General features: G+C 70.8%; 17 protein-coding genes. 6 read left to right on the forward strand and 11 right to left on the reverse strand.

Annotated elements, in window-relative coordinates; genetic code table 11:
- Window positions 1-36 precede the first annotated feature (36 nt).
- The 4 genes from KKZ08_RS09945 to KKZ08_RS09960 all read right to left on the reverse strand — a co-directional run bounded on the left by KKZ08_RS09945 (window position 37) and on the right by KKZ08_RS09960 (window position 3,983).
- Entirely contained in the window at window positions 37-720 is a 684-nt protein-coding gene (locus KKZ08_RS09945) for a DUF2567 domain-containing protein (protein WP_223774104.1), read from the reverse strand.
- A 34-nt stretch (window positions 721-754) separates the two neighbouring features.
- Complete coding sequence (locus KKZ08_RS09950; RefSeq protein WP_223778982.1) at window positions 755-1,552, reverse strand: ABC transporter permease; 798 nt, start codon at window positions 1,550-1,552, stop codon at window positions 755-757.
- A gap of 85 nt (window positions 1,553-1,637) precedes the next feature.
- On the reverse strand, window positions 1,638-2,618 hold the full coding sequence (locus KKZ08_RS09955; protein WP_223778983.1) for an ABC transporter ATP-binding protein: 981 nt from the start codon (window positions 2,616-2,618) through the stop codon (window positions 1,638-1,640).
- A gap of 117 nt (window positions 2,619-2,735) precedes the next feature.
- Window positions 2,736-3,983: an NYN domain-containing protein gene (locus tag KKZ08_RS09960; protein WP_223774105.1), complete on the reverse strand. Its 1,248-nt coding sequence runs from the start codon at window positions 3,981-3,983 to the stop codon at window positions 2,736-2,738.
- A 337-nt stretch (window positions 3,984-4,320) separates the two neighbouring features.
- Between KKZ08_RS09960 and KKZ08_RS09965 the strand changes: the two genes are divergently transcribed.
- Window positions 4,321-4,500 (forward strand): hypothetical protein, encoded by a 180-nt coding sequence (locus KKZ08_RS09965; RefSeq protein ID WP_223774106.1) that lies wholly within the window; start codon window positions 4,321-4,323, stop codon window positions 4,498-4,500.
- 79 nt (window positions 4,501-4,579) lie between these two features.
- On the opposite strand, the gene dnaE is transcribed toward KKZ08_RS09965, so the two are convergent.
- On the reverse strand, window positions 4,580-8,122 hold the full coding sequence (gene dnaE, locus KKZ08_RS09970; RefSeq protein ID WP_223774107.1) for a DNA polymerase III subunit alpha: 3,543 nt from the start codon (window positions 8,120-8,122) through the stop codon (window positions 4,580-4,582).
- Between the two features lie 213 nt (window positions 8,123-8,335).
- Here dnaE and KKZ08_RS09975 point away from each other — a divergent pair, with 213 nt between their 5' ends.
- The 4 genes from KKZ08_RS09975 to KKZ08_RS09990 all read left to right on the forward strand — a co-directional run bounded on the left by KKZ08_RS09975 (window position 8,336) and on the right by KKZ08_RS09990 (window position 13,038).
- Entirely contained in the window at window positions 8,336-9,664 is a 1,329-nt protein-coding gene (locus KKZ08_RS09975) for a DUF2252 domain-containing protein (RefSeq protein ID WP_223774108.1), read from the forward strand.
- A gap of 78 nt (window positions 9,665-9,742) precedes the next feature.
- The gene (locus tag KKZ08_RS09980) at window positions 9,743-10,429 is read left to right on the forward strand and encodes a hypothetical protein (RefSeq protein WP_223778984.1); all 687 of its coding nucleotides are present in this window, start codon (window positions 9,743-9,745) and stop codon (window positions 10,427-10,429) included.
- Between the two features lie 48 nt (window positions 10,430-10,477).
- Window positions 10,478-11,287: a DsbA family protein gene (locus KKZ08_RS09985; protein WP_223774109.1), complete on the forward strand. Its 810-nt coding sequence runs from the start codon at window positions 10,478-10,480 to the stop codon at window positions 11,285-11,287.
- Window positions 11,288-11,373: 86 nt separating this feature from the next.
- Window positions 11,374-13,038, forward strand: coding sequence for an alkaline phosphatase D family protein (locus tag KKZ08_RS09990; protein ID WP_223774110.1), 1,665 nt, complete (start codon window positions 11,374-11,376; stop codon window positions 13,036-13,038).
- A 25-nt stretch (window positions 13,039-13,063) separates the two neighbouring features.
- On the opposite strand, the gene KKZ08_RS09995 is transcribed toward KKZ08_RS09990, so the two are convergent.
- On the reverse strand, window positions 13,064-13,633 hold the full coding sequence (locus KKZ08_RS09995) for a dienelactone hydrolase family protein (RefSeq protein ID WP_223774111.1): 570 nt from the start codon (window positions 13,631-13,633) through the stop codon (window positions 13,064-13,066).
- A gap of 103 nt (window positions 13,634-13,736) precedes the next feature.
- Between KKZ08_RS09995 and KKZ08_RS10000 the strand changes: the two genes are divergently transcribed.
- On the forward strand, window positions 13,737-14,828 hold the full coding sequence (locus KKZ08_RS10000; RefSeq protein ID WP_223774112.1) for a mechanosensitive ion channel domain-containing protein: 1,092 nt from the start codon (window positions 13,737-13,739) through the stop codon (window positions 14,826-14,828).
- Window positions 14,829-14,850: 22 nt separating this feature from the next.
- On the opposite strand, the gene KKZ08_RS10005 is transcribed toward KKZ08_RS10000, so the two are convergent.
- The 5 genes from KKZ08_RS10005 to KKZ08_RS10025 form a co-directional block, all read right to left on the reverse strand.
- Window positions 14,851-16,437, reverse strand: a complete 1,587-nt coding sequence (locus KKZ08_RS10005; RefSeq protein WP_223774113.1) for a Na+/H+ antiporter — start codon at window positions 16,435-16,437, stop codon at window positions 14,851-14,853.
- A 137-nt stretch (window positions 16,438-16,574) separates the two neighbouring features.
- Window positions 16,575-17,048: a GNAT family N-acetyltransferase gene (locus KKZ08_RS10010; protein WP_223774114.1), complete on the reverse strand. Its 474-nt coding sequence runs from the start codon at window positions 17,046-17,048 to the stop codon at window positions 16,575-16,577.
- Window positions 17,045-17,986, reverse strand: a complete 942-nt coding sequence (locus KKZ08_RS10015) for an RluA family pseudouridine synthase (RefSeq protein WP_223774115.1) — start codon at window positions 17,984-17,986, stop codon at window positions 17,045-17,047. Before KKZ08_RS10015 ends, KKZ08_RS10010 begins: the two co-directional genes overlap by 4 nt.
- A 62-nt stretch (window positions 17,987-18,048) precedes the next feature.
- Window positions 18,049-18,642, reverse strand: a complete 594-nt coding sequence (gene lspA / locus KKZ08_RS10020; RefSeq protein WP_223774116.1) for a signal peptidase II — start codon at window positions 18,640-18,642, stop codon at window positions 18,049-18,051.
- A 78-nt stretch (window positions 18,643-18,720) separates the two neighbouring features.
- Window positions 18,721-20,694 carry a histone H1-like repetitive region-containing protein gene (locus KKZ08_RS10025; RefSeq protein ID WP_263303335.1) on the reverse strand — a complete coding sequence of 658 codons (1,974 nt, stop codon included), beginning with the start codon at window positions 20,692-20,694 and terminating at the stop codon, window positions 18,721-18,723.
- Window positions 20,695-21,080: the final 386 nt, after the last annotated feature.

A 21,080-nucleotide genomic window follows, 5' to 3' on the forward strand; every position in this document is an offset into this window, starting at 1 on the left:
AGCGCAAGGCCAATCACGGCAGGCGCCCCGCCTGACTCAGAGCCCCGTGCCCGTGCCCTCGGCGGATGAGTGGGCCTCGCCGCGGGGCTCTCCGTAGGGCACGGGGTACGGCTCCGGGTCCCGGGGCCCGAACAGCGCGGTGAGGCCGAGGTGCACGGCCAGCGCGGCCACCGGCCAGGCCAGGAGGGTGCCCTTGGCCTTCAGGTCGAGGGGCGCGTCGAAGACGACTCCCTTGCCGACCGCCTTGGCGTGCGCGACCACATCCGTCTGCGGGCCGAGCCAGATCCCGGCCCGCCACGCCAGCAGGGCACCCAGCAGGCTGCCGAGCGCGAGCCCCGCGACGAGCGGGACGCCGCCGCTCTTGCGCAGCAGGAAGGCGACCACGCCGCTGACGAGACCGAAGCCGAGCGCGAGCAGAGTGAACGTTCCGTCGACCCCGATCGCCTGCTCTCCCTCGGTGTCCTTGAGGTACACGGTCTGACCGTCCGAGATGAGCGGCACGCGCGGGGAGAGCCACACCCACAGCAGCCCGAGCAGTACGCCGCTGACGGCGACCGCGACCATGACCGCCACGGCCTGGAGCGCTTCGTTCTTCATGCCGGGCCCGTCCTCCTCGTATCCGTACGGAGACGTCGCTCCCGCCGGGTGCGGGGCTGTCTGCCAGGGGTCGTTCGAGGGCTGGTGGTGCGGCGGTTGGGAGGGTGTCAGCGGTGCGGTCACCCACACATCGTGCCAGCAGTCCCTGTGCGGCGCGTCACCGGACGGCCGCTCGGCGGTACGCCCACGTGGCGACGGCGAGCGAGGCCACGCCGACCCCCGCGCAGACGGCCAGATCCAGGGCGACGACAGCCCAATCCGGCTCCGGATCGAACGTACGGGCGAAGGCCTCCACTCCGTACGTCGAGGGCAGCAGGTCACGCGCGTACTGGAGCAGCGTCGGCATGCGCTCGGCGGGGAGCACGCCGAGCAGCAGCGCCGCCGACATGCCCATCTGGCCGAGCAGCGTGGCCAGTTCCGGCCGCGGCGCGAGCAGACCGAGCGCGGCGCCGAGCCCCGCGAGGGCGGCCCCGGCGAGCGGGATCACCGCGAGGAGCACCCACAGGTGGGTGAGCGGAAGCCCGAAGAGCCCGCACCCGACGACCGCCGTGACGAGGGTGCCGGGCACCGTGAACGAGGCGTAAGCGGCGGCGGCGCCCAGCACCACGGCGGCGGGCGGCACGGGCAGCGTGGCGTAGTGGTCGAGCCCGCCGTCGGCGCGGAGCTGCCCGAAGTACTGCGCGAGGAGGTTCAGGGCGACGAACGCGACGACGAGCACGGACGACCCGGCGACCACGGCACGCGCCTCGCCGCCGCCGTCGACGACGCCGCGCATCAGGATCATGATGCCGACGGACTGGAAGGTCGCCACGAAGAGCAGCGGTATCCGGGCGACCCGCGCGCGGGACAGCTGGGCGCGGTAGACGGCCGAGAGCGCCGGGAAGAGACGGGCGGGGGGCCCGAGGGGCGCCGGGCCGTCGGCTTCCTGCTCCGGGCGTACGCTGTCGGCCCGCACAGCGGCTTCCAAAGGAACCGCGCTCACCGAACGTCCTTCCTGCTCAGGTACCTGTCTGTTCGCTCACCGTTCGATGCGGGGTGCGTCACGCCTTCACCAACCCCCGCCCACGTCCGCCCAGCGCGAGATAGACGTCCTCCAGGCTGGGCGTGGCCACGGTGAAGTCGTCCAGCGCGGCGAAGGCTGCCCCGCCGGTGACCGCCGCCACGGCCGCCCGTGCCTCGTCGGGAGCGAGCCGCAGGGACCACCGCCGCCCCGACTCGACGGCACAGGAGCGCAGCGCGGCCACCTCGGGGACGTCCAGGGGGGCCCGCTCCCGCCACACCAGTTCCACGCGCACCTCGTCGGCGACCTTCTCCTTGAGCCCGGCCGGACTGTCGCAGGCGATGACCTTGCCCTGGTCGAGCACGGCGACCCGGTCGAGCACGGTCTCCGCCTCGATGACGTTGTGCGTGACGAGCAGCACGGTCGTGCCGCGCTCGGCCCTGCGCCAGTCGATCGCCGCCCATACGGCACGGCGTGCGACGGGGTCCATGCCGGTGGTCGGTTCGTCGAGGACCAGCAGCGGCCGCTCCCCCACCAGCGCGGTGGCGAAGCAGGCGAGCCGCCGCTGCCCGCCGGAGAGCTTCTTCAGCGGACGCGCGGCCAGCGCGGTGAGCTCCAGCTCCTCCAGGACCGCGTCCCGCTCGGCCCGCGCCCGGCGTACGTCGAGGCCGCGCAGCCGCGCGGTCGTCTCGACGGCGAGCGACACCGTCAGCTCGTCGAGCGCGGTGGACTCCTGTCCCAGGTAGGCGAGGAGCCGCGCGGCCCGTTCGGGGTGGCGCACGATGTCGTGCCCGAGGATGTCGACGCCGCCGCTGTCGGGCCGCATGAGCCCGGTCAGCTGGCGTACGAGGGTGGACTTGCCGGCGCCGTTGGGGCCGAGCAGGCCGAAGATCTCGCCGCGCCGCACCGTCAGGCAGATGCCGTCGGTGGCGCGGATCTCGGGCGTCGCGGGCCGGCCGCGCCCGCCGCGGGCGGCGGGGTAGGTCTTGACCAGGTCGCGCACCGCGCAGACGGCCTCGATGCCGTGTTCCTGACGGAGTCCCTGTCGGACTGCCGGTGCCGGGCGCGTACTCACGAAGGACGAGAGTACGGGGTCCGCGGGTGCGGATGACGCCCGGGGCGCCCCGTACGCCCCGTATCAGTCACCTGCCCGGTCTCCCGCGGGCGCGTGTTCGGCGGCCGTCCGCACGTCGATCTCCCGCCAGAAACCGGCCCGGATCGCGTACCGGTCGTGCTCGTCGATCTGGTCGTCCTTGTGGGCGAGGAGACCGAAGCGCGCCGCGTAGCGCAGCAGCTCGCCGTCGATGCGGTGCGGGATGCGGGGGTACATCGTCGACAGCTTCTGGAGGTTGTGCTGTTCGGGGAGGCGCGCCATCCAGCGCCGCGCGAACACCTGTCCTACTTCATACGGGTCGCCGCCGACCGTGGTGATGTCCTCCTCGCGGTCGGCCCAGCGCTGCTCGGCCGTCGTCAGCTGGGCGAGGGTGGGCAGCGCGGCGGCCTCGGTGCCCTCGGGCGCGCCGCCGGGCCGCTCGACCCAGCCCTTGTCGGAGGACCAGCGCAGCGTGGCGTTGGTGGGGTGCTGGGGGGCGGCGGTGTGGGTGCCGGGGCCGCGCAGGGCGGCCAGGTCCTTGGGGGTGGGCACGGTTCTGCCCGCGGGGGCGCGGTGCTCGCCGGGCTCCCGGCCGTTGGAGGTGGCGTCGGAGTGGCGGGCGGGGGCGGCCTCCTCCTCGGCGCGCTGGGCCGCGGCGGCGAGCGCGGACTCCGGGAGCGGCGCGGAGAGGATCGCGGCGATCTCGGGGCGCGGGGCGGGCGGCGGGGCGCAGATGCCGGTGAGTTCCTTGGGGCGTACGGCCTTGGTGATCCACGCGCGGTCGAGCACGCGCCGCTCGTCGGCCTCGGCGACCAGGTCCTCGGACTGGTTGTAGTCGCCGTCGGCGGCCTGCACGGCCCACAGGTGGACGGCGACGCCGTGCTCCTTGGCAGCCATCATGCCCGGCAGCAGATCCCCGTCGCCGGTGACGAGCACGATGTCGGAGCAGGCGCGGTTGCGGGCCAGCTCGGTCAGCTCGGCGTGCATCGCGGCGTCCACGCCCTTCTGCGCCCAGCGCCCGTCGCTGCGGGTCAGGGCGCCGAGCCGGACGGTCACGCGGGGCATGACGCGCAGCCGCCGGTGTTCGGGCTGGGGTACGCGGTCGGGGGCGCCGTCGAACCAGTAGATGCGCAGCAGCTGGCGCTCCGTGTCGGACTCCGCGCGCTCGCGCAGACCGTGGATCAGGGCGGTGTGATCGACGGTGATCCGGGACCTGGACGGTTCGCCCGCGAGGAGACTCGCGGCGGCACCCAGCAGATACCCGGCGTCCACCAGGACGATGCAGCGGTCCACGCGATCCACCCTCTTTCCCTGGAGGTTCTCCCGGCCTTCGGCGGCAGTTCCTGAAAGTGCCCGGAGGTTCCTGGACGTTCCCTCGAAGGCCCGCGGACACACCCTGTGACGGAGATGAATCAGGGGTGCGGGTGCGGGGCCGCGTCGGGTCTGCTTCGAGTCTGCCCGACCTGGCGGAGGTTAACGGCCGGAACTCGATCTTCGGCGTGGCGTATCACCGCTTCGTTTGAGGAGAGCACTTATCACGCACGGTAATTTTCCGAAATGCGCGTTTTGTCGTCCTATGTGAGTCTGATCGCGTCATGGCCCCCGGATTCCCCTCAGGAGGAAGATCACCATGGCCAAGAACAGGAATCGCAAGCAGGGCAGCCAGGAGAACCGCGCCTCGGCGGCCGAGCGGGCGTCGGAGCAGGCCAAGTCGGCCGCCGCCGAGGCCCAGTCGCCGATGGAGTCGCAGCCGCAGGGCAGCCCCGCTGATGTTGCGCGTAAGCACCAGCGCCGCTTCGGCCACAACTGACGCACATTGAGGCACGACTGAGGGGCGCACCCGGTCCGGGTGCGCCCCTCGTGCTTTCGTCCGCCGCGGCGGCTGCCGGTCAGCCCGCCAGGCAGGACGGGCCGAGCAGCACCTTGAGGTCGCCGAAGAGCGCGGGGTCCGGCTTCACGCGGTGCCGGTCGAGCCGCAGGACCGTGGTCTTCTGCGCCCCCTGGAGCTTGATCCGCACCTCGCTGTTGCCGCGGTGGTGGCTGAGGACCTCACCGAGGCGGGTCACCATCGGCGGGCTGACCTTGACGGTCGGGATGGTGATCACCACGGGGGCGTTGGTGCCCGCGTTCGACAGGTCGGGGACCTGGAGCTCCATCGCGACGAGCCGCGGCACGTCCTCGCGCTTGTCGAGCCGGCCCTTGACGAAGACCACGGCGTCCTCGACGAGCTGGGTCGACACCAGCTGGTACGTCGCGGGGAAGAACATGCACTCGATGGAACCGGCGAGGTCCTCGACGGTGGCGATGGCCCAGGCGTTGCCCTGCTTGGTCATCTTGCGCTGGAGGCCGGAGATGATGCCGCCGATGGTGACGACCGAGCCGTCGGAGAAGTCGCCGCCGGTGAGCTGCCCGATGCCCGCGTCGGCCTTGTCGGACAGCACGTGCTCCAGGCCGAAGAGCGGGTGGTCGGAGACGTACAGGCCGAGCATCTCGCGCTCCTGGGCGAGCAGGTACGTCTTCTCCCACTCGTCCTCGGAGAACTCCACGTCGAGACCGAAGCCCGGCTCGTCGCCGCCGCTCTCGTCCCCCATCCCTCCGAAGAGGTCGAACTGGCCCTCGGCCTCCTTCCGCTTCACCGCGACCACGTTGTCGATCATCGGCTCGTACTGCGCGGTCAGGCCCTTGCGGGTGTGGCCCATCGTGTCGAAGGCGCCCGCCTTGATGAGCGACTCCGTGGTGCGCTTGTTGCAGGCGGCCGCCTCGACCTTGTCGAGGTAGTCGGGGAAGGAGGTGAACTTCCCCTTGGCCTTGCGCGAACGGATGATCGACTCCACCACGTTCGTACCGACGTTGCGGACCGCCTCCAGGCCGAAGAGGATCACGTCGTCGCCCTGCGCGGCGAAGTTGTGCACGGACTCGTTCACGTTCGGCGGGAGGACCTTGATGCCCATGCGGCGGCACTCGTTGAGGTAGACGGCCGACTTGTCCTTGTCGTCCTTCACCGAGGTGAGCAGCGCGGCCATGTACTCGGCCGGGTAGTTCGCCTTGAGGTAGGCGGTCCAGTAGGTGACCAGGCCGTACGCGGAGGAGTGCGCCTTGTTGAAGGCGTAGCCGGCGAAGGGGACCAGGACGTCCCACAGGGCCTGGATGGCCTCGTCGGAATAGCCGTTCTTCCGGGCGCCCGCCTGGAAGAGGACGAAGTTCTTCTCCAGCTCCTCGGGCTTCTTCTTGCCCATCACGCGGCGCAGGATGTCGGCTTCGCCGAGGCTGTAGCCCGCGACGATCTGGGCGGCCTTCTGCACCTGCTCCTGGTACACGATGAGGCCGTAGGTGAGGCCGAGCGTCTCCTTCAGGGGCTCTTCGAGCTCCGGGTGGATCGGCGTGATCTCCTGGCGGCCGTTCTTGCGCTCGGCGTAGTTCGTGTGCGAGTTCATGCCCATCGGGCCCGGCCGGTACAGGGCCGAGACGGCGGAAATGTCCTCGAAGTTGTCGGGCTGCATCTGGCGCAGCAGCGAGCGCATCGGGCCGCCGTCGAACTGGAAGACGCCGAGGGTGTCACCGCGGCAGAGCAGTTCGAAGGTCTTCGGGTCGTCGAGCGGCAGGGAGAGCATCTCCAGCTCGATGCCCTTGTTGGCCTTCACCATCTTGACGGCGTCGTCCATGATGGTGAGGTTGCGCAGGCCCAGGAAGTCCATCTTGAGCAGGCCGAGCGACTCGCACTGGGGGTAGTCCCACTGCGTGATGGTCACGCCGTCGGTGTGGCGCACCCAGATCGGGGCGTGGTCGACGATCGGCTCGCTGGACATGATCACGCCGGCCGCGTGCACGCCCATCTGCCGGACCAGGCCCTCCACGCCCTTGGCGGTGTCGATGACCTTCTTCACGTCCGGCTCGTTCTCGTACATCCCCCGGATCTCGCCCGCCTCGCTGTAGCGCGGGTGGCTGGGGTTGGTGATGCCGTCGAGGTCGATGCCCTTGCCGAGGACGTCGGCGGGCATGGCCTTGGTGAGGCGGTCGCCCATCGCGTACGGATATCCGAGCACGCGCGCGGAGTCCTTGATGGCGTTCTTCGCCTTGATCTTTCCGTACGTGCCGATCATGGCGACCTTGTCGGCGCCGTACTTCTCCGTCACGTACCTGATCACTTCGACGCGCCTGCGCTCGTCGAAGTCGATGTCGACATCGGGCATGGAGACGCGCTCGGGGTTGAGGAACCGCTCGAAGATCAGGCCGTGTGTGATCGGGTCGAGGTCGGTGATGCCCATGGCGTACGCGACGATCGAGCCGGCCGCGGAGCCTCGGCCGGGGCCCACCGCGATGCCGTTGTTCTTGGCCCACATGATGAAGTCGGCGACCACCAGGAAGTACCCCGGGAACCCCATCTGGATGATGATGTCCATCTCGTACTCGGCCTGCTTCTGGCGGTCCTCCGGGACGCCGCCCGGGTAGCGGCGCGCCATGCCGCGGCGGACCTCCTCCTGGAACCAGGTGACCTCGGTGAAGCCCTCGGGGATGTCGAACTTCGGCATCAGGTCGCGCTTCTCGAACATCCCCGTGGTGTCGATCTGCTCCGCCACCAGGAGCGTGTTGCGGCAGCCCTCCTGCCAGGCGTCCGAGGAGTCGATCGCGTACATCTCGTCGGTCGACTTCAGGTAGTAACCGGTGCCGTCGAAGCGGAAGCGGTCCGGGTCCGAGAGGTTCTTGCCGGTCTGGATGCAGAGCAGGGCGTCGTGGGCGGTCGACTCGTGCGCGTACGTGTAGTGCGAGTCGTTCGTCACCAGGGGCGGGATGCCGAGCTTCTTGCCGATCTCCAGCAGGCCGTCACGGACCCGGCGCTCGATCTCGATGCCGTGGTCCATCAGCTCCAGGAAGTACCGGTCCTTGCCGAAGATCTCCTGGTACTCCGCGGCCGACTTCAGCGCCTCGTCGAACTGCCCGAGACGCAGCCGGGTCTGCAGCTCACCGGAGGGGCAGCCGGTGGAGGCGATGAGCCCCTCCGACCACTGGGAGATCGTCTCCTTGTCCATACGCGGCCACTTCTGGAGCCAGCCTTCCGCGTACGCGTCCGAGGAGAGGCGGAAGAGGTTGTGCAGGCCCGTCTTGTTCGCCGCCCAGATCGTCTTGTGGGTGTAGCCACCGGAACCGGACACGTCGTCGCGCTTCTGGTGCGGCTGGCCCCACTGGATCTTCCGCTTGTTGCGCCGCGACTCCGGCGCCACATACGCCTCGATGCCGATGATCGGCGTCACGCCCGCCTTCTGCGCCGAGTGGAAGAAGTCGTACGCACCGTGGAGGTTGCCGTGGTCGGACATGGCGATGTGCGTCATGCCCATTTCATTGCACGCGTTGAACATGTCCTTGAGCCGCGCGGCACCGTCAAGCAGCGAGTACTGGGTGTGCACGTGCAGGTGCGTGAAGGGCGGCTTGGTCACGGTAGGAGGCCTCCGGAGAACGGTTGGTGACAGGCTGCGGGCAGTCTGGGGGACAGCGGTGAAGTCTAATCCGGGGCACTGACAGCGGGCGGGCACTCGGGAGTACGGTCGTGCGTTGGAAGGGGCGGAGCGCCTGCCCGGTACGGGCGGAATCTCCGCCCCCACCCGTCCACCACTGTCCCGCACGACCCTGTAACCAGGAGGCACCCAGCGATGTCCGTCCCGCAGCCCACGGCCGATCAGCGCGGCGAGCAGATCCTCGCCGTCTTCGGCACCGCGTTCGGCGAGCTGCTTGCCGCGGACCCCGCCGCGTTCCGGGTGAAGTTCCGCAAGATGGCCTCCTCCGCCTTCGCGTTCTACCGCGGCACGGCCTGCCTGTTCTACGCCGACCTGGAGCGCGAGCAGCACGGCGGGCCCTACCTGGACGACCGCACGGGCCGGGTGTGGATCCACGGCGACCTGCACGCCGAGAACTTCGGCACGTACATGGACGCCCAGGGCCGCCTGATCTTCAACGTGAACGACTTCGACGAGGCGTACGTAGGCCCCTTCACCTGGGACCTGAAGCGCTTCGCCGCCTCCGTGGCCCTGATCGGCTACTCGAAGGCGCTCAGCGACGAGCAGATCTCCGACCTGGTGCGGATCTACGCCGCGGCGTACCGCGAGCGCATCCACGACCTCGCGACCGGCGCCAAGAGCGACGAGGTGCCGCCCTTCACGCTGGACACCGCCCAGGGCCCCCTCCTGGACGCGCTGCGCGACGCGCGCTCCCTGACCCGCTTCGGGCTGCTGGACTCGATGACCGAGATCCGCGACTTCGAGCGCCGCTTCGCGCCGGGCGGCGGCTCCATCGAGCTGGACGCCGCCACGCGCTACAAGGTCCTCGCGGCCTTCGACGGCTATCTGGAGACGCTGCCGGAGTCCTCGCTCACCCGCCCCGACTCCTACCGCGTGAAGGACGTGGTGGGCCGGCGCGGCATCGGCATCGGCTCGGCGGGCCTGCCGTCGTACAACATCCTCCTGGAGGGCAACAGCGACGCCCTGGAGAACGACGTCGTGATCTACCTCAAGCAGGCGCAGACCCCGGCCGTCTCGCGGCACATCACGGACCCGGCGGTGCGCGGCTACTTCCAGCACGAGGGGCACCGCACGGTCATCTCGCAGCGCGCGCTCCAGGCGCACGCCGACCCGTGGCTCGGCTGGACGGAGCTGGACGGCGCGGGCCAGCTGGTCGCCGAGGTGTCGCCGTACGCGGTGGACCTGGACTGGTCGGACATCGACGACCTGGAGGAGATCTCGGAGGTCGTCGCCGACCTGGGCCGCGCCACCGCCACGATGCACGCCGCGGCGGACGACGAGAGCGGGCACTCGGACCTGGTGCCGTTCTCCACGGAGCGTGCCATCGACGCCGCGATCGCGGCCGACGAGGGCGGCTTCGGTGAGCTGCTCGTGGACTTCGCGCACACCTACGGGGCACGCGCGCGTGGCGACCACCAGATCTTCGTCGACCTGTTCCGCAACGGCCGGATCCCGGGCCTGTAGCCGCCCCGGGTGCCGATGCGGAACTCATAGGCACCCTTGAGGGCGCTCCTACAGGAACCCATGGCACACTCCTCCGCGATGGACATATCCGGGACCCAGCTCAGAGCCGTGCGCGCGGCGCTGTTCACGGCACTCGTCGTGACGCTCTCCGCCGCGTCGCACGTGCTGCTGTCCCGGGTCCCCCTGCCGCTGACCACCGTCGCGGCGATCGCCGCCGCCGTCTTCGTCCTCGCGTACGCGCTGGCGGGCCGCGAGCGCGGCTACGGACGGATCGCCGCCCTGCTGATCCCGCTGGAGCTGGCGGCCGACACGGTGTTCACCGCCGGCCAGCACGTCTGTTACGGCGAGGCGGGCGGCCCGGTCGCCGGCCCGCTGCGCTCCGTCGGCTTCGACGTGCTGTGCGGTGGCACGCCCGTCGGGACACCGCTGGCCCGGATGACCGCGGACGGCCACGGCGGCGCCGCGGCGCTGCTCGCCGACGCCGACCCGGGCGCCGCCTGGCTGCTGCTCGGGGCGCACGTCGGCGTGGGGCTCCTGGCGGCGGCGTGGCTGCGCCGCGGTGAGCGGGCCCTGGCCCAGCTCCTGCGCGCGGTCGCCGCGGCGTCGTTCCGGCCGCTGCTGCTCGCGGTCGCCTCGGTGATCGTGCCGCGCACTCCCGTACGCCGCCTGCCGCGCCCCGAGCGCCGGGCGCGCGTCACCGCCACGCGCCTGCTGGTGCACTTCGTGGGGCGGCGTGGACCGCCGCGCTCGGCGATCTTCGCCTGAGCACGAGTACGGCACCCCCACGCAGTTGACCCACACGGAGAAAAGATCATGAGCAAGCGCAACAGCCAGGCCGCCAAGTCCGCCGCCCGTGAGCGGATCCGCGCTCAGCAGGAAGCCGAGCGGAAGCGGGAGAAGCGCAAGCGCGCGGCCATCGTCGGCGTCTCGATCGTCGGCGTCATCGCGATCGCCGGCGGCGTCGGCTACGCAGTGATGCAGAGCAACAAGCCGAGCGACCCCTCGAAGTGGGAGAAGGCCGCCGACGCGAAGGTGGTCGCCCCGGCCAACACCTCGGGCAAGAACGGCACCACGGTCACGCTCGGCAAGTCCTCCACCAAGAACACCGTGCACCTGTACGAGGACCCGCGCTGCCCCGGCTGCGCGGCCATGGAGCAGTCCATCGGCTCCGCGGTCGACAAGGGCATGAAGGACGGCGACTACAAGCTGTCCTTCACCATCGGGACGTTCCTCGACAACAACCTCGGCGGCGAGGGCTCGAAGAACGCGCTGAGCGCGCTCGGTGCCGCCCTGAACGTCAGCCCGGACGCGTTCCTCGAGTTCAAGACCGCCCTGTACTCCGCGAAGTTCCACCCGTCGGAGTCCACCGACACGTTCGCGGATGACGACGAGCTGCTCAAGGTGGCCGACACGGTCGACGCGCTCAAGGACAACAAGAAGTTCGAGAGTGCCGTCAAGAAGGGCACCTACGACGCCTGGGCCGTGAAGATGAGCGACTCCTTCCAGGATGCCGAGGGCGTGGAGTCGACCCCGACGATCAAGGTCAACGGCAAGGTGATCGAGACGCCGAAGACCCCGGACGCCTGGAAGGCCGCGCTGAAGACGGCGGGCGTCACGAAGTAGCGGGCGCTCTGCCTTCCGCCGAAGAGCGGGCCAATTTTCCCCGTTGGCCCGCTCTTCGTCCATACTGGTCAGTAATGTGATCACTCGTGACCAGTAGCCTCCCTTCCGCACCCACAGGTGCCTCAACTCCCAGTCGCCGCACGGTCGTCAAGGCCGTTGCCGCCACCGCCGCACTCGCGGCCCCACTCGCCACGGCATCCCTCGCACACGCCGCCGAGAGCCCCGCCTTCCTGCACGGTGTCGCCTCCGGTGATCCGTTGCCCGACGGCGTCCTGCTGTGGACCCGGGTGACGCCCACCCCGGACGCCGTGCCCGGGTCGGGCAAGGGGCCCGATACGGAGGTGCGTTGGGAGATAGCCGAGGACAAGGGCTTCTCCAGAGTCGTCAGCAGGGGCAGCACCACCGCGCGGGCGGCCTCCGACCACACGGTCAAGGCCGACGTAAGGGGCTTGCGCCAGGCGACCACCTATTACTTCCGCTTCTCCGTAGGAGACGCCTCCCCGGTGCACTCCCCCGTGGGCCGCACCCGCACCACTCCCGCGCACGAAGCCACCGCGCACGGCGTCCGGTTCGGCGTGGTCTCCTGCGCCAACTGGGAGGCGGGGTACTTCTCGGCGTACCGCCATCTCGCGGACCGCACCGAACTCGACGCGGTCCTGCACCTCGGGGACTACATCTACGAGTACCGGAGCGGTGAATACCCGACGGCCGACGACGTCGTACGCCAGCACGAGCCCCGGCACGAGATCATCACGCTCGCCGACTACCGCGTCCGGCACGGCGCGCACAAGACCGACCCCGACGCGCAGGCGATGCACGCCGCGCACCCGGTCGTCGCGATCTGGGACGACCACGAGTTCGCGGACAACACCTGGTCGGGCGGCGCCGTCAACCACAGCGCGTCCGAGGGTCCTTGGGCGCAGCGCATGGCGGCGGCCAAGCAGGCGTACTTCGAGTGGATGCCCGTACGCCCCTCGACCGAGGGCACGGTCCACCGCCGTATCCGCTTCGGCAGGCTGGCCGATCTGCACCTGCTCGACCTGCGATCCTTCCGCTCCCAGCAGGCGGGCACCGGCAGCGGCGCGGTGGACGACCCGGACCGTACGCTGACGGGCCGCGCGCAGCTCGACTGGCTGAAGGCGGGCCTCGCGTCCTCGGGCGCCGCCTGGAAGCTGGTCGGCACCTCGGTGATGATCTCGCCGGTCGCCTTCGGCTCCCTGCCCGCGCACCTCCTCGCGCCCCTCGCGGAGTTGCTGGGTCTGCCCAAGGAGGGCCTCGCCATCAACACCGACCAGTGGGACGGCTACACGGACGACCGCAAGGAACTCCTGGCCCACCTGCGGGACAACAAGATCCAGGACACCGTCTTCCTGACCGGTGACATCCACATGGCGTGGGCGAACAACGTGCCGGCCACGGCGGCCACGTACCCCCTCTCGCCCTCGGTCGCCACGGAGTTCGTGGTCACCTCGGTGAGTTCGGACAACATCGACGACATGCTCGACGTCGCCCCGCACACCGTCTCGCTGGCGGCCGCGGCGGCCATCAAGGCGGCCAACCGCCATGTGAAGTGGCTGGACATGGACTCGCACGGCTACGGCGTCCTCGACGTCACCGCCGAGCGCGCGCAGATGGACTACTACGCCCTCTCCGACCGGACCGACCCGAAGGCGACGTCGTCCTGGGTCCGTTCCTACCGCACGCTCAGCGGCACGCAGAAGGTCGAGCGGGTGCACGAGCCGGTGCGCTGAGCCCGCGGGGGCGTGCCGGAGGCCGTCAGAGCGTCTCCAGGAAGCCGGTCGCCGTGCGCCACGTCGCCTCCGCCGCCTCGGCGTCGTAGTCGTCGAGGTCCGGGTCGGTGAAGAGGTGCCCGGCGCCCGCGTAGCGGTAGATCTCCACGTCGGCCCCGGCGCGCCCCATCCGCAGGTACCACGCGCTCAGCCAGTCGTCCGACTCGAAGGGGTCGGGCTCCGCCACGTGCAGCTGCACCGGCAGGCCGTCCACGGACGCGTTCTCCGCGATGTCGGAGGTGCCGTGCAGGAGCAGCAGGCCGCGCGCCTTGTCGTCGCCGAGCGCGAGGGTCTGCGCGGTCGCGGCGCCGAGCGAGAAGCCCGCGTAGACGAGGCCTCGCTCGGAGTAGGGGGCGGCGGCCAGGATCGCCCTCTTCAGGAGTTCGTCCTTGCCGAGCCCGTCCTGAAAGGCCATGCCTTCCTCGACGGTGTCGAAGGTGCGCCCCTCGAAGAGATCGGGGGTCCACACCTTGTGCCCCGCGGCGCGCAGCCGGTCCGCAGCCGCGTGCACCGCGGGCCGCAGCCCGTACGTCGAGTGGAAGAGCATGATGTTCATGGGGTCAATCGTGCCATCCGTGCCGGGTACCCCGGTTTCAATGTCATGCACCTGGCACCCCTGCCTGCGGAAGTACGGACGCGGTACCCCTACCCTCGGAGCCATGGAGAACGTACTGCGTCCGTTGATCGTGATCGGCGGCTCGGTCGTGCTCACGGTGGCGATCGGCTGGCTGGTCGACTTCGCCATGCGCCGGGCCGACGAGCGGCACCACGAGACCCCGCTGTGGGGTCTGCTGCGCCGCTGCCGGGTGCCCTTCCACGTCGTTCTGTGCGCCGCCCTGCTGAGAGGCTCCTACGGGCACGCGGAGCTCGCCAGGAACCACTCGCAGGCCATCGGGCGGATCCTGTCCCTCGTGCTCATCGGCTCCACGGCCTGGCTGGTGGTGCGGATCGCCGCGGCGATAGTGGAGTCCTCGTACGCCCGCTACGCCGCGGTCCACCGCGATCCGGCCCGGGTGCGCAGGGTCCGTACGCAGGTGACGCTCATCCAGCGGGTCGTCACCGCGATCGTCGCCGTCGTGGCGGTCGCCGCGATGCTGCTGACCTTCCCCGCCATGCAGGCCGCGGGCACCTCGCTGCTGGCCTCGGCCGGCATCCTCGGCATCGTCGCCGGTGTCGCGGCCCAGTCCACCCTCGGCAACCTCTTCGCGGGCCTGCAGATCGCCTTCGGCGACATGGTGCGGATCGGGGACACCGTGGTGGTGGCGGGCGAGTGGGGCACCGTGGAGGAGATCACCCTCACTTTCCTGGCCGTCCGCACCTGGGACGAGCGCCGGATCACGATGCCCGTGTCGTATTTCACGTCCAGGCCCTTCGAGAACTGGTCCCGTGGCGGCGCGCAGATGACCGGCACGGTCTTCTTCCACCTGGACCACTCCGCGCCGGTCCACGAGATGCGCGAGAAGCTCCGGGACATCCTGCGCGAGTGCGCGGCGTGGGACGGCAGGGACTGGGGCCTCGCGGTCACGGACACGACGCCGAGCACGATGCAGGTCCGCGCCCTGGTCACCGCCAAGGACGCGGACGACGTCTGGACGGTGCGGGTCACCGTGCGCGAGCAGCTGATCCAGTGGCTGACGGAACACCATCCGTACGCGCTGCCGCGGATCACCACGGCCTGGGCGGAACCCGCCCCGAACGGCCACGACCCGCACCCCCTAGCCCCGGAGATGCCCCGCACCGGCCGAGGCTGAGCCCGCGACGCCACCTGCCGCCTCAGCGCAAGCTGCGCACGTCGAGGTGATGCAGCACCCGGTCGACGATCTCCGGGTCGGCACCGGGCTCGCTGCGCGCGGCGAGGACCTCGTGGCGGGCGGCGGACATCATCTCGCGCTGGATGCGCTGGAAGGCCTTCAGGCGGTCCACGCGCCGCGCGTACCGCTCGCGGCGCTCCTCGTCGACCATGTCCGGGCTGATCCTGGCCCCGATGTCGAACGCGCCGCGCTGCAACCGCTCCGAGACCTCCTCCGGGAGCTCCTCGACCTCCTCGATCTCCTTCAGGCGGCGCTTGGCGGCCTTGGCGGCGCGCACCGCCAGCTCGCGCTCCAGCTCCCGCTCCGCGCCGGCGTCGGCCTGCACCCGGAGCTTGCGCACCAGCCAGGGCAGCGTGAGCCCCTGGACGACGAGGGTCGCCATGATGACGCAGAACGCGATGAAGATGATCTCGTCGCGGGCCGGGAACGGAGACCCGTCGTCCGTCTTGAGCGGGATGGCGAGCGCGAGCGCCACGGACGCCACGCCGCGCATACCGGCCCACCACATGACGACGGTCTCGCGCCAGCTCGTCGGGATGTCCTCGTCGAAGTCCCGGCGCTTGTGGAGCCGCTTGGCGAGCCACGTCGCGGGCAGCAGCCACAGCAGCCGTACGCCGACGACGACCCCGACGATCGCCGCGCCCCAGCCGAACATCTCCCACTCACGGCCGCTCGCGATGCCGAAGACGTTGTGCAGTTCGAGCCCGATGAGCCCGAACGCGGCGCCGGTCACCAGGGTGTCGACGATCTGCCAGAAGGTCTGGCCGGTGATCCGCCCGAGCACGTCGTCGGCGTCGACGGCGTTCTCCGCGAGGTAGAGCGCCGTGGTCAGGACGGCCAGCACGCCGGAGCCGAGCATCTCCTCGGCCAGCACATAGCTGACGAACGGCACGAGCAGCGTCAGGCCGGTCTGGAGGGTGGCGTCGCCGAGCAGCATCATGAGCTTGTTCGTGAGCCAGCCGAGCACGAGCCCGACGAGCACGGCCACCACTGCGGACAGCACCAGCCTGCCCGCGGCGGACGGCCAGGAGAAGGTGCCGCTCACCGCCGCCGCGATCGCCACGTGGTAGAGCACGATCGCGGTGACGTCGTTGAAGAGCCCCTCGCCCTCCAGGATCGACACGAGCCTGCGGGGCAGCCCGAGCGAACCCGCGACGGCGGTCGCGGCGACGGGGTCCGGCGGCGCGACGAGCGCTCCGAGCGCGACGGCCGCGGCGATCGGCAGCCCGGGCACCAGGGCGTTGGCCATGGCGGCGACCGCCGCCGTGGTCACGAACACCAGGGCCACGGCGAGCAGGAAGATGGGCCGCCGGTTGGCCGCGAACTGCCGCCATGACGTGCGCTGCACGGACGCGTAGAGCAGGGGCGGCAGGACCAGCGGGAGGATGTAGTCCGGCGGGATCTCGACATTGGGCACGAACGGCAGGAGGGCCATGCCGATGCCCGCCAGCGTCATCAGCACCGGCGCGGGCAGCCCGAGCCGGTCCCCCAGCGGCACCGTGACGACGGCCCCCAGCAGCAAGACGAGCAGCAGCGCCAGTTGATCCACGGTGCGCCCTCCGGGCGGTCGAGACTCCAACGATCAAGACCTCAACCCTGCCACGCGTCCGTTGCGAACCGGACGACCGCGCCCCACTTTCCGCGCTCGCGGCGGTGCCCCGGGGGCGCGCGGCCCGTGCCTACGCTTCAGCGCCGGCGCAGTGCCTTCCGCATGGCCCGGTGCGGAATTCCGGCGTCCGGGAATTCAGGTCCGTACGCCTCGTACCCCAGGCGCTCGTAGAAACCCAGGGCGTGCGTCTGCGCGTGCAGGTCGACCGCCGTCAGGCCACGCGCGCGTGCCGCGTCCTCGATGGCGCCGACCAGGGCCGCTCCGACGCCGAGGCCGCGCGCCGCCCGCGTCACCGCGAGCCGGCCGAGCGCGCCGACGGTGGCGTCCCCACCGTTCTTCACGGCGGCCGCGGCGCCGGTCAGGAGCCGCCCGGTGCCCAGCGGAACGCCGTCCTCGCGCACCGCCAGCACGTGCGTCGCCTCGGCGTCGTACTCGTCGTACTCAAGCTCTTCGGGCACCTGCTGCTCGGCCACGAAGACGTCCTTGCGGACCGCGAAGCAGGCCGCCAGGTCGTCCGGGTCCCGAGCGACCCGGATCGTCACATCGCTCAAGAACTCTCCTCCCGCACCCGGTCGAGCGCCTGCTGGAGGTCGTCGGGGTACTGGCTCTCGAACTCCACCCACTGCCCGTCGCCCGGGTGCTCGAAGCCGAGCCGGACCGCGTGCAGCCACTGCCGCGTGAGGCCGAGCCGCTTGCCGAGCGTCGGGTCCGCGCCGTATGTCAGGTCGCCCACGCAGGGGTGCCGGTGTGCCGCCATGTGGACGCGGATCTGGTGGGTGCGCCCGGTCTCCAGCTTGATGTCGAGCAGGGAGGCGGCCCGGAAGGCCTCGATGAGGTCGTAGTGCGTCACGGAGGGCTTGCCCTCGGCCGTGACCGCCCACTTGTAGTCGTGGTTGGGGTGCCGGCCGATGGGGGCGTCGATGGTGCCGCTCATCGGGTCGGGGTGGCCCTGCACCAGCGCGTTGTAGCGCTTGTCGACCGTGCGCTCCTTGAACTGGCGCTTCAGGGACGTGTACGCGCGCTCCGACTTGGCGACCACCATGAGGCCGGAGGTGCCCACGTCCAGGCGGTGCACGATGCCCTGGCGCTCGGCGGCACCGGAGGTGGAGACGCGGAAACCGGCCGCCGCGAGGCCGCCGATCACGGTCGTCCCGGTCCAGCCGGGGCTCGGGTGCGCGGCCACGCCGACCGGCTTGACGATCACGACGATGTCGTCGTCGTCATGCACGATCTCCATGCCCTCGACGGGCTCGGCCACGACCTGCACCGGAGCGGGCGCCTGCGGCATCTCCACTTCCAGCCAGGCGCCGCCGTGCACCCGCTCGGACTTGCCGACCACCGAGCCGTCGACCGAGACCTTCCCCGCCGCGGCGAGCTCGGCGGCCTTCGTACGGGAGAAACCGAACATGCGGGAGATGGCGGCGTCGACGCGCTCGCCCTCCAGGCCGTCCGGCACGGGCAGGGTGCGGATCTCGGGAATCGTGCTCACCCATTGAGTATGCAGGAGCCCACCGACACTCCCCGACCACAGGTCTCGTACGGGGCGGGGCCTCAGTCCTTGTGGACGGTGCCGTCCGGGTCGAGTCCGCGGAAGGACAGCAGCACGATCAGGATGCCCCCGCAGACGATCGCCGAGTCCGCGAGGTTGAAGACGGCGAAGCCCTTGGGGGCGATGAAGTCGACCACCGCGCCCTCGAAGACGCCGGGCGCACGGAAGATCCGGTCGGTGAGGTTGCCGAGCGCGCCGCCGAGCAGCAGACCGAGCGCGATCGCCCAGGGCAGGCTGTACAGCTTGCGGGCGAGGCGGGCGATCACCACGATGACGGCGGCCGCGATGCACGTGAAGATGATCGTGAAGGCCTCGCCGAACCCGAAGGCCGCGCCCGCGTTCCGGATCGCGTTGAAGCGGAGCCAGTCGCCGACGATGTCGATCGGCTCGTGGTGCTCCAGCTTCGCGACCACGATCATCTTGCTGATCAGGTCGAAGGCGTAGGCGACGGCGGCGACGACGAAGAGCACGGCGATCCTGCGCCTGCCCCTGGGCTGCTGCCCGTCCTCGCCCGCGACCTCGCCGGACTGCTCCGGCTCGCCCCCGCCCGTCTCAGGGTTGTCCGGCGTACCGATGATGCGCTCCGCCTCTGCCACGTGAGTCCCTCGACCTAGGTACCTGACTGGGGACGAGGGTACGGCACACACGTACGGGTCCAGGCGTTCAGGCCGTGCTCAGGAGCGCCGTTCCTGCTTCTGCTTGCACTCCACGCAGAGCGTCGCGCGCGGGAAGGCCTGCATGCGCGCCTTGCCGATCGGGTTGCCGCAGTTCTCGCAGAGGCCGTACGTCCCCGCGTCGAGGCGTTCCAGGGCGCGCTCGGTCTGGACGAGCATCTCGCGCGCGTTCGCGGCCAGGGCCATCTCGTGCTCGCGCGTGATGTTCTTCGTACCGGTGTCCGCCTCGTCGTCGCCCGCGCCGTCCCCGGAGTCCCGCATCAGCCCCGCGAGGGCCCGTTCGGACGCCGTGATCTCGGTGGTCAGCCGCAGCGCCTCGCTCTGGAGGTCCGTGCGGGCCTGCGCGACCTCTTCCGGCGTCCAGGGGTCCTCGCCCGGCCGGACCGCGAGCTCACCGGCGTCGGCCGCGGCGGCACGCGCCTTGGGCACCGCCGTCGGCTTGGTCGCTGCGGTCGCCGTGCCCGGAGTCTTCTTCGCAACCACTGTCGTGGCTCCCGTCGTCTCCGCGGCCTCAGCCGCATCTTCGGCCGCGGACGCGACCGTCTTCTTCGCCGTGCTCTTCTTGGCCGTGCTCTGCTTCGTCGTGCCCTGCTTGGCGGCGCTTTTCTTGGCAGGGCTCTTCTTGACGGGGCTCTTCTTGGCGGGTGCTTCCCCGGCCGGGGCCATGCCTGCCGCGGAGTCTGTCTCGCCCCCGACGTCCACCTCTCCCTCCAGGTCCAGGTCTGCGCCTCCCCCGGGAGTCCCTTCCCCGGCAGGAGTCGCTTCCCTCACGGGAGCCTCCGCCCCCGCATGGCCCGCATCCCTCGCGGGGGCCGCTTTCCGCAGCGGGGTCGCCTCCTCCATCGCCATCTTCCCTGCCTGCTCAGCCGTCTTGGCAGCGCTCTCAGAAGCCTCGTCCGCCCCCACCCCGGGAGCGGATGCCTCCGCGGCTCCCGCCCCATCGGCAGAGGCTTTCTTGCCCACCGACTTCTCGGCGGAAGCCTCCTTGGAGGAAGCATTCTTCGCGGCAGCCTTCTTGGCGGCGGTCTTCTTGGCGGCGACCTTCTTGGTAGTGGGCTTCTTGGTAGTGGCCTTCTCGACGCCGGCTTTCTTGGCCACGGCCTTCTTCGCCGTGGCCGCGTCCGGCACCGCCGCTTCCGGCACGGCCTCGCCAGGCGCGGTCGGCTCGGCTGAGGCCGCCTTCGGCACAGCCGCTTCCGGCACGGTCTTGCCAGACACGGTTGGCTCGGCCGCGGCCTTCGTCGCTGGGGCCTTCTTCGCTGGGGCCCTCTTCGCTGCGGCCGTCTCCGGTGCAGCCTTCTCCGGTGTGGTCTCACCAGGCACCGTCGGCTCAGCCACCACCTTCTTCGCTGCGACCGCCTTCGGCACGGTCGGCTCAGCCACGGCCTTCTTCGCCCCGGCCGCCTGTGGCACAGCCTCGCCCGACACGATCGGCTCGGCCACCGCCTTCTTCGCCGCAGCCTTCTTGGCCGTCTTCTTGGCCGCCGCCTTTTCGGCTGCCGCCCCCTCCGTTGCCGTGTTCTCGACAGCCCCCTTCATAGCTGCCGTCTTCTTGGCGGCAGTCTTCTTAGCCGCCGTCTTCTTGGCTGCCGCCTTCTCAGCTGCAGTCTTCTTCGCCGCGGCCTGCTCAGACGCAGCCTCCTTGACCACCGCCCCCTTCGCCACCGCCTTCTTCCCCGCCGCCCCCGACGCAACCGCCGCCCCAGACACCCCCGCCCTCTTCCCCACCGCCCCCGACACCCCCGCCCCCTTCCCCGCCGCCTCCTCCCGCGACATCGCTCCGGGCCCCACATGGACCTTCCGCGCGACCTCCCTCGCCGCATGCATGCCATTGGCCACGTACGCCTCGTGCCCGCGCTTCTCGCCGCTGCCGCTGCCTCCGCCGCTGCCGCTCACATCCTTGGCCGTCGTCCCGGCCGCGCCTGTGGATCTGCCGGACGCCGACTGCTGTACGGCGGTCTTCTTCGCCACCATGGCCGCGGCCCCTTCACATATTGTGATCTTGCACGCGAATCGTTCTGGGACGATAAATCGACTCCAGGCCCGCGGCAACGGGGCACGCCGCCCGATCCGCCCGCCACGCCGGTCCCGCGGGGCGAGTCTGCAAGCGTTGTGCCCAACTCCCTGCCGGGTAATCCGCCGGCCGACGCGCGCCGGGATCCCGCGCCGCGCATGTCGCCATTCGGGTCAGTCCACGCCCCGCACCCCGCCCCCCGCGCGGTCCCGCAAAAACCGTTCGGCCACGCTTCCCGGGCGCCGTACACTGAACGGCAGCGAGAAGCGTGGATGGGGACGAGTAGCGGCGTACGCAGCCATGAGCGACCCGGGGACGGTGTGAGCCCGGGGGCGAGCGCGACGTG

It is taken from the genome of Streptomyces sp. 135, from assembly GCF_020026305.1.
Lineage (GTDB): Bacteria > Actinomycetota > Actinomycetes > Streptomycetales > Streptomycetaceae > Streptomyces.

Excerpts from the sequence above, each read along its gene's own strand:
- KKZ08_RS09965 (WP_223774106.1), top strand. The coding sequence starts at position 4,321 with ATGGCCAAGAACAGGAATCGCAAGCAGGGCAGCCAGGAGAACCGCGCC.
- KKZ08_RS09975 (WP_223774108.1), top strand. The coding sequence starts at position 8,336 with ATGTCCGTCCCGCAGCCCACGGCCGATCAGCGCGGCGAGCAGATCCTC.
- KKZ08_RS09980 (WP_223778984.1), top strand. The coding sequence starts at position 9,743 with ATGGACATATCCGGGACCCAGCTCAGAGCCGTGCGCGCGGCGCTGTTC.
- KKZ08_RS09985 (WP_223774109.1), top strand. The coding sequence starts at position 10,478 with ATGAGCAAGCGCAACAGCCAGGCCGCCAAGTCCGCCGCCCGTGAGCGG.
- KKZ08_RS09995 (WP_223774111.1), bottom strand. The coding sequence starts at position 13,633 with ATGAACATCATGCTCTTCCACTCGACGTACGGGCTGCGGCCCGCGGTG.
- KKZ08_RS10000 (WP_223774112.1), top strand. The coding sequence starts at position 13,737 with ATGGAGAACGTACTGCGTCCGTTGATCGTGATCGGCGGCTCGGTCGTG.
- KKZ08_RS10025 (WP_263303335.1), bottom strand. The coding sequence starts at position 20,694 with ATGGTGGCGAAGAAGACCGCCGTACAGCAGTCGGCGTCCGGCAGATCC.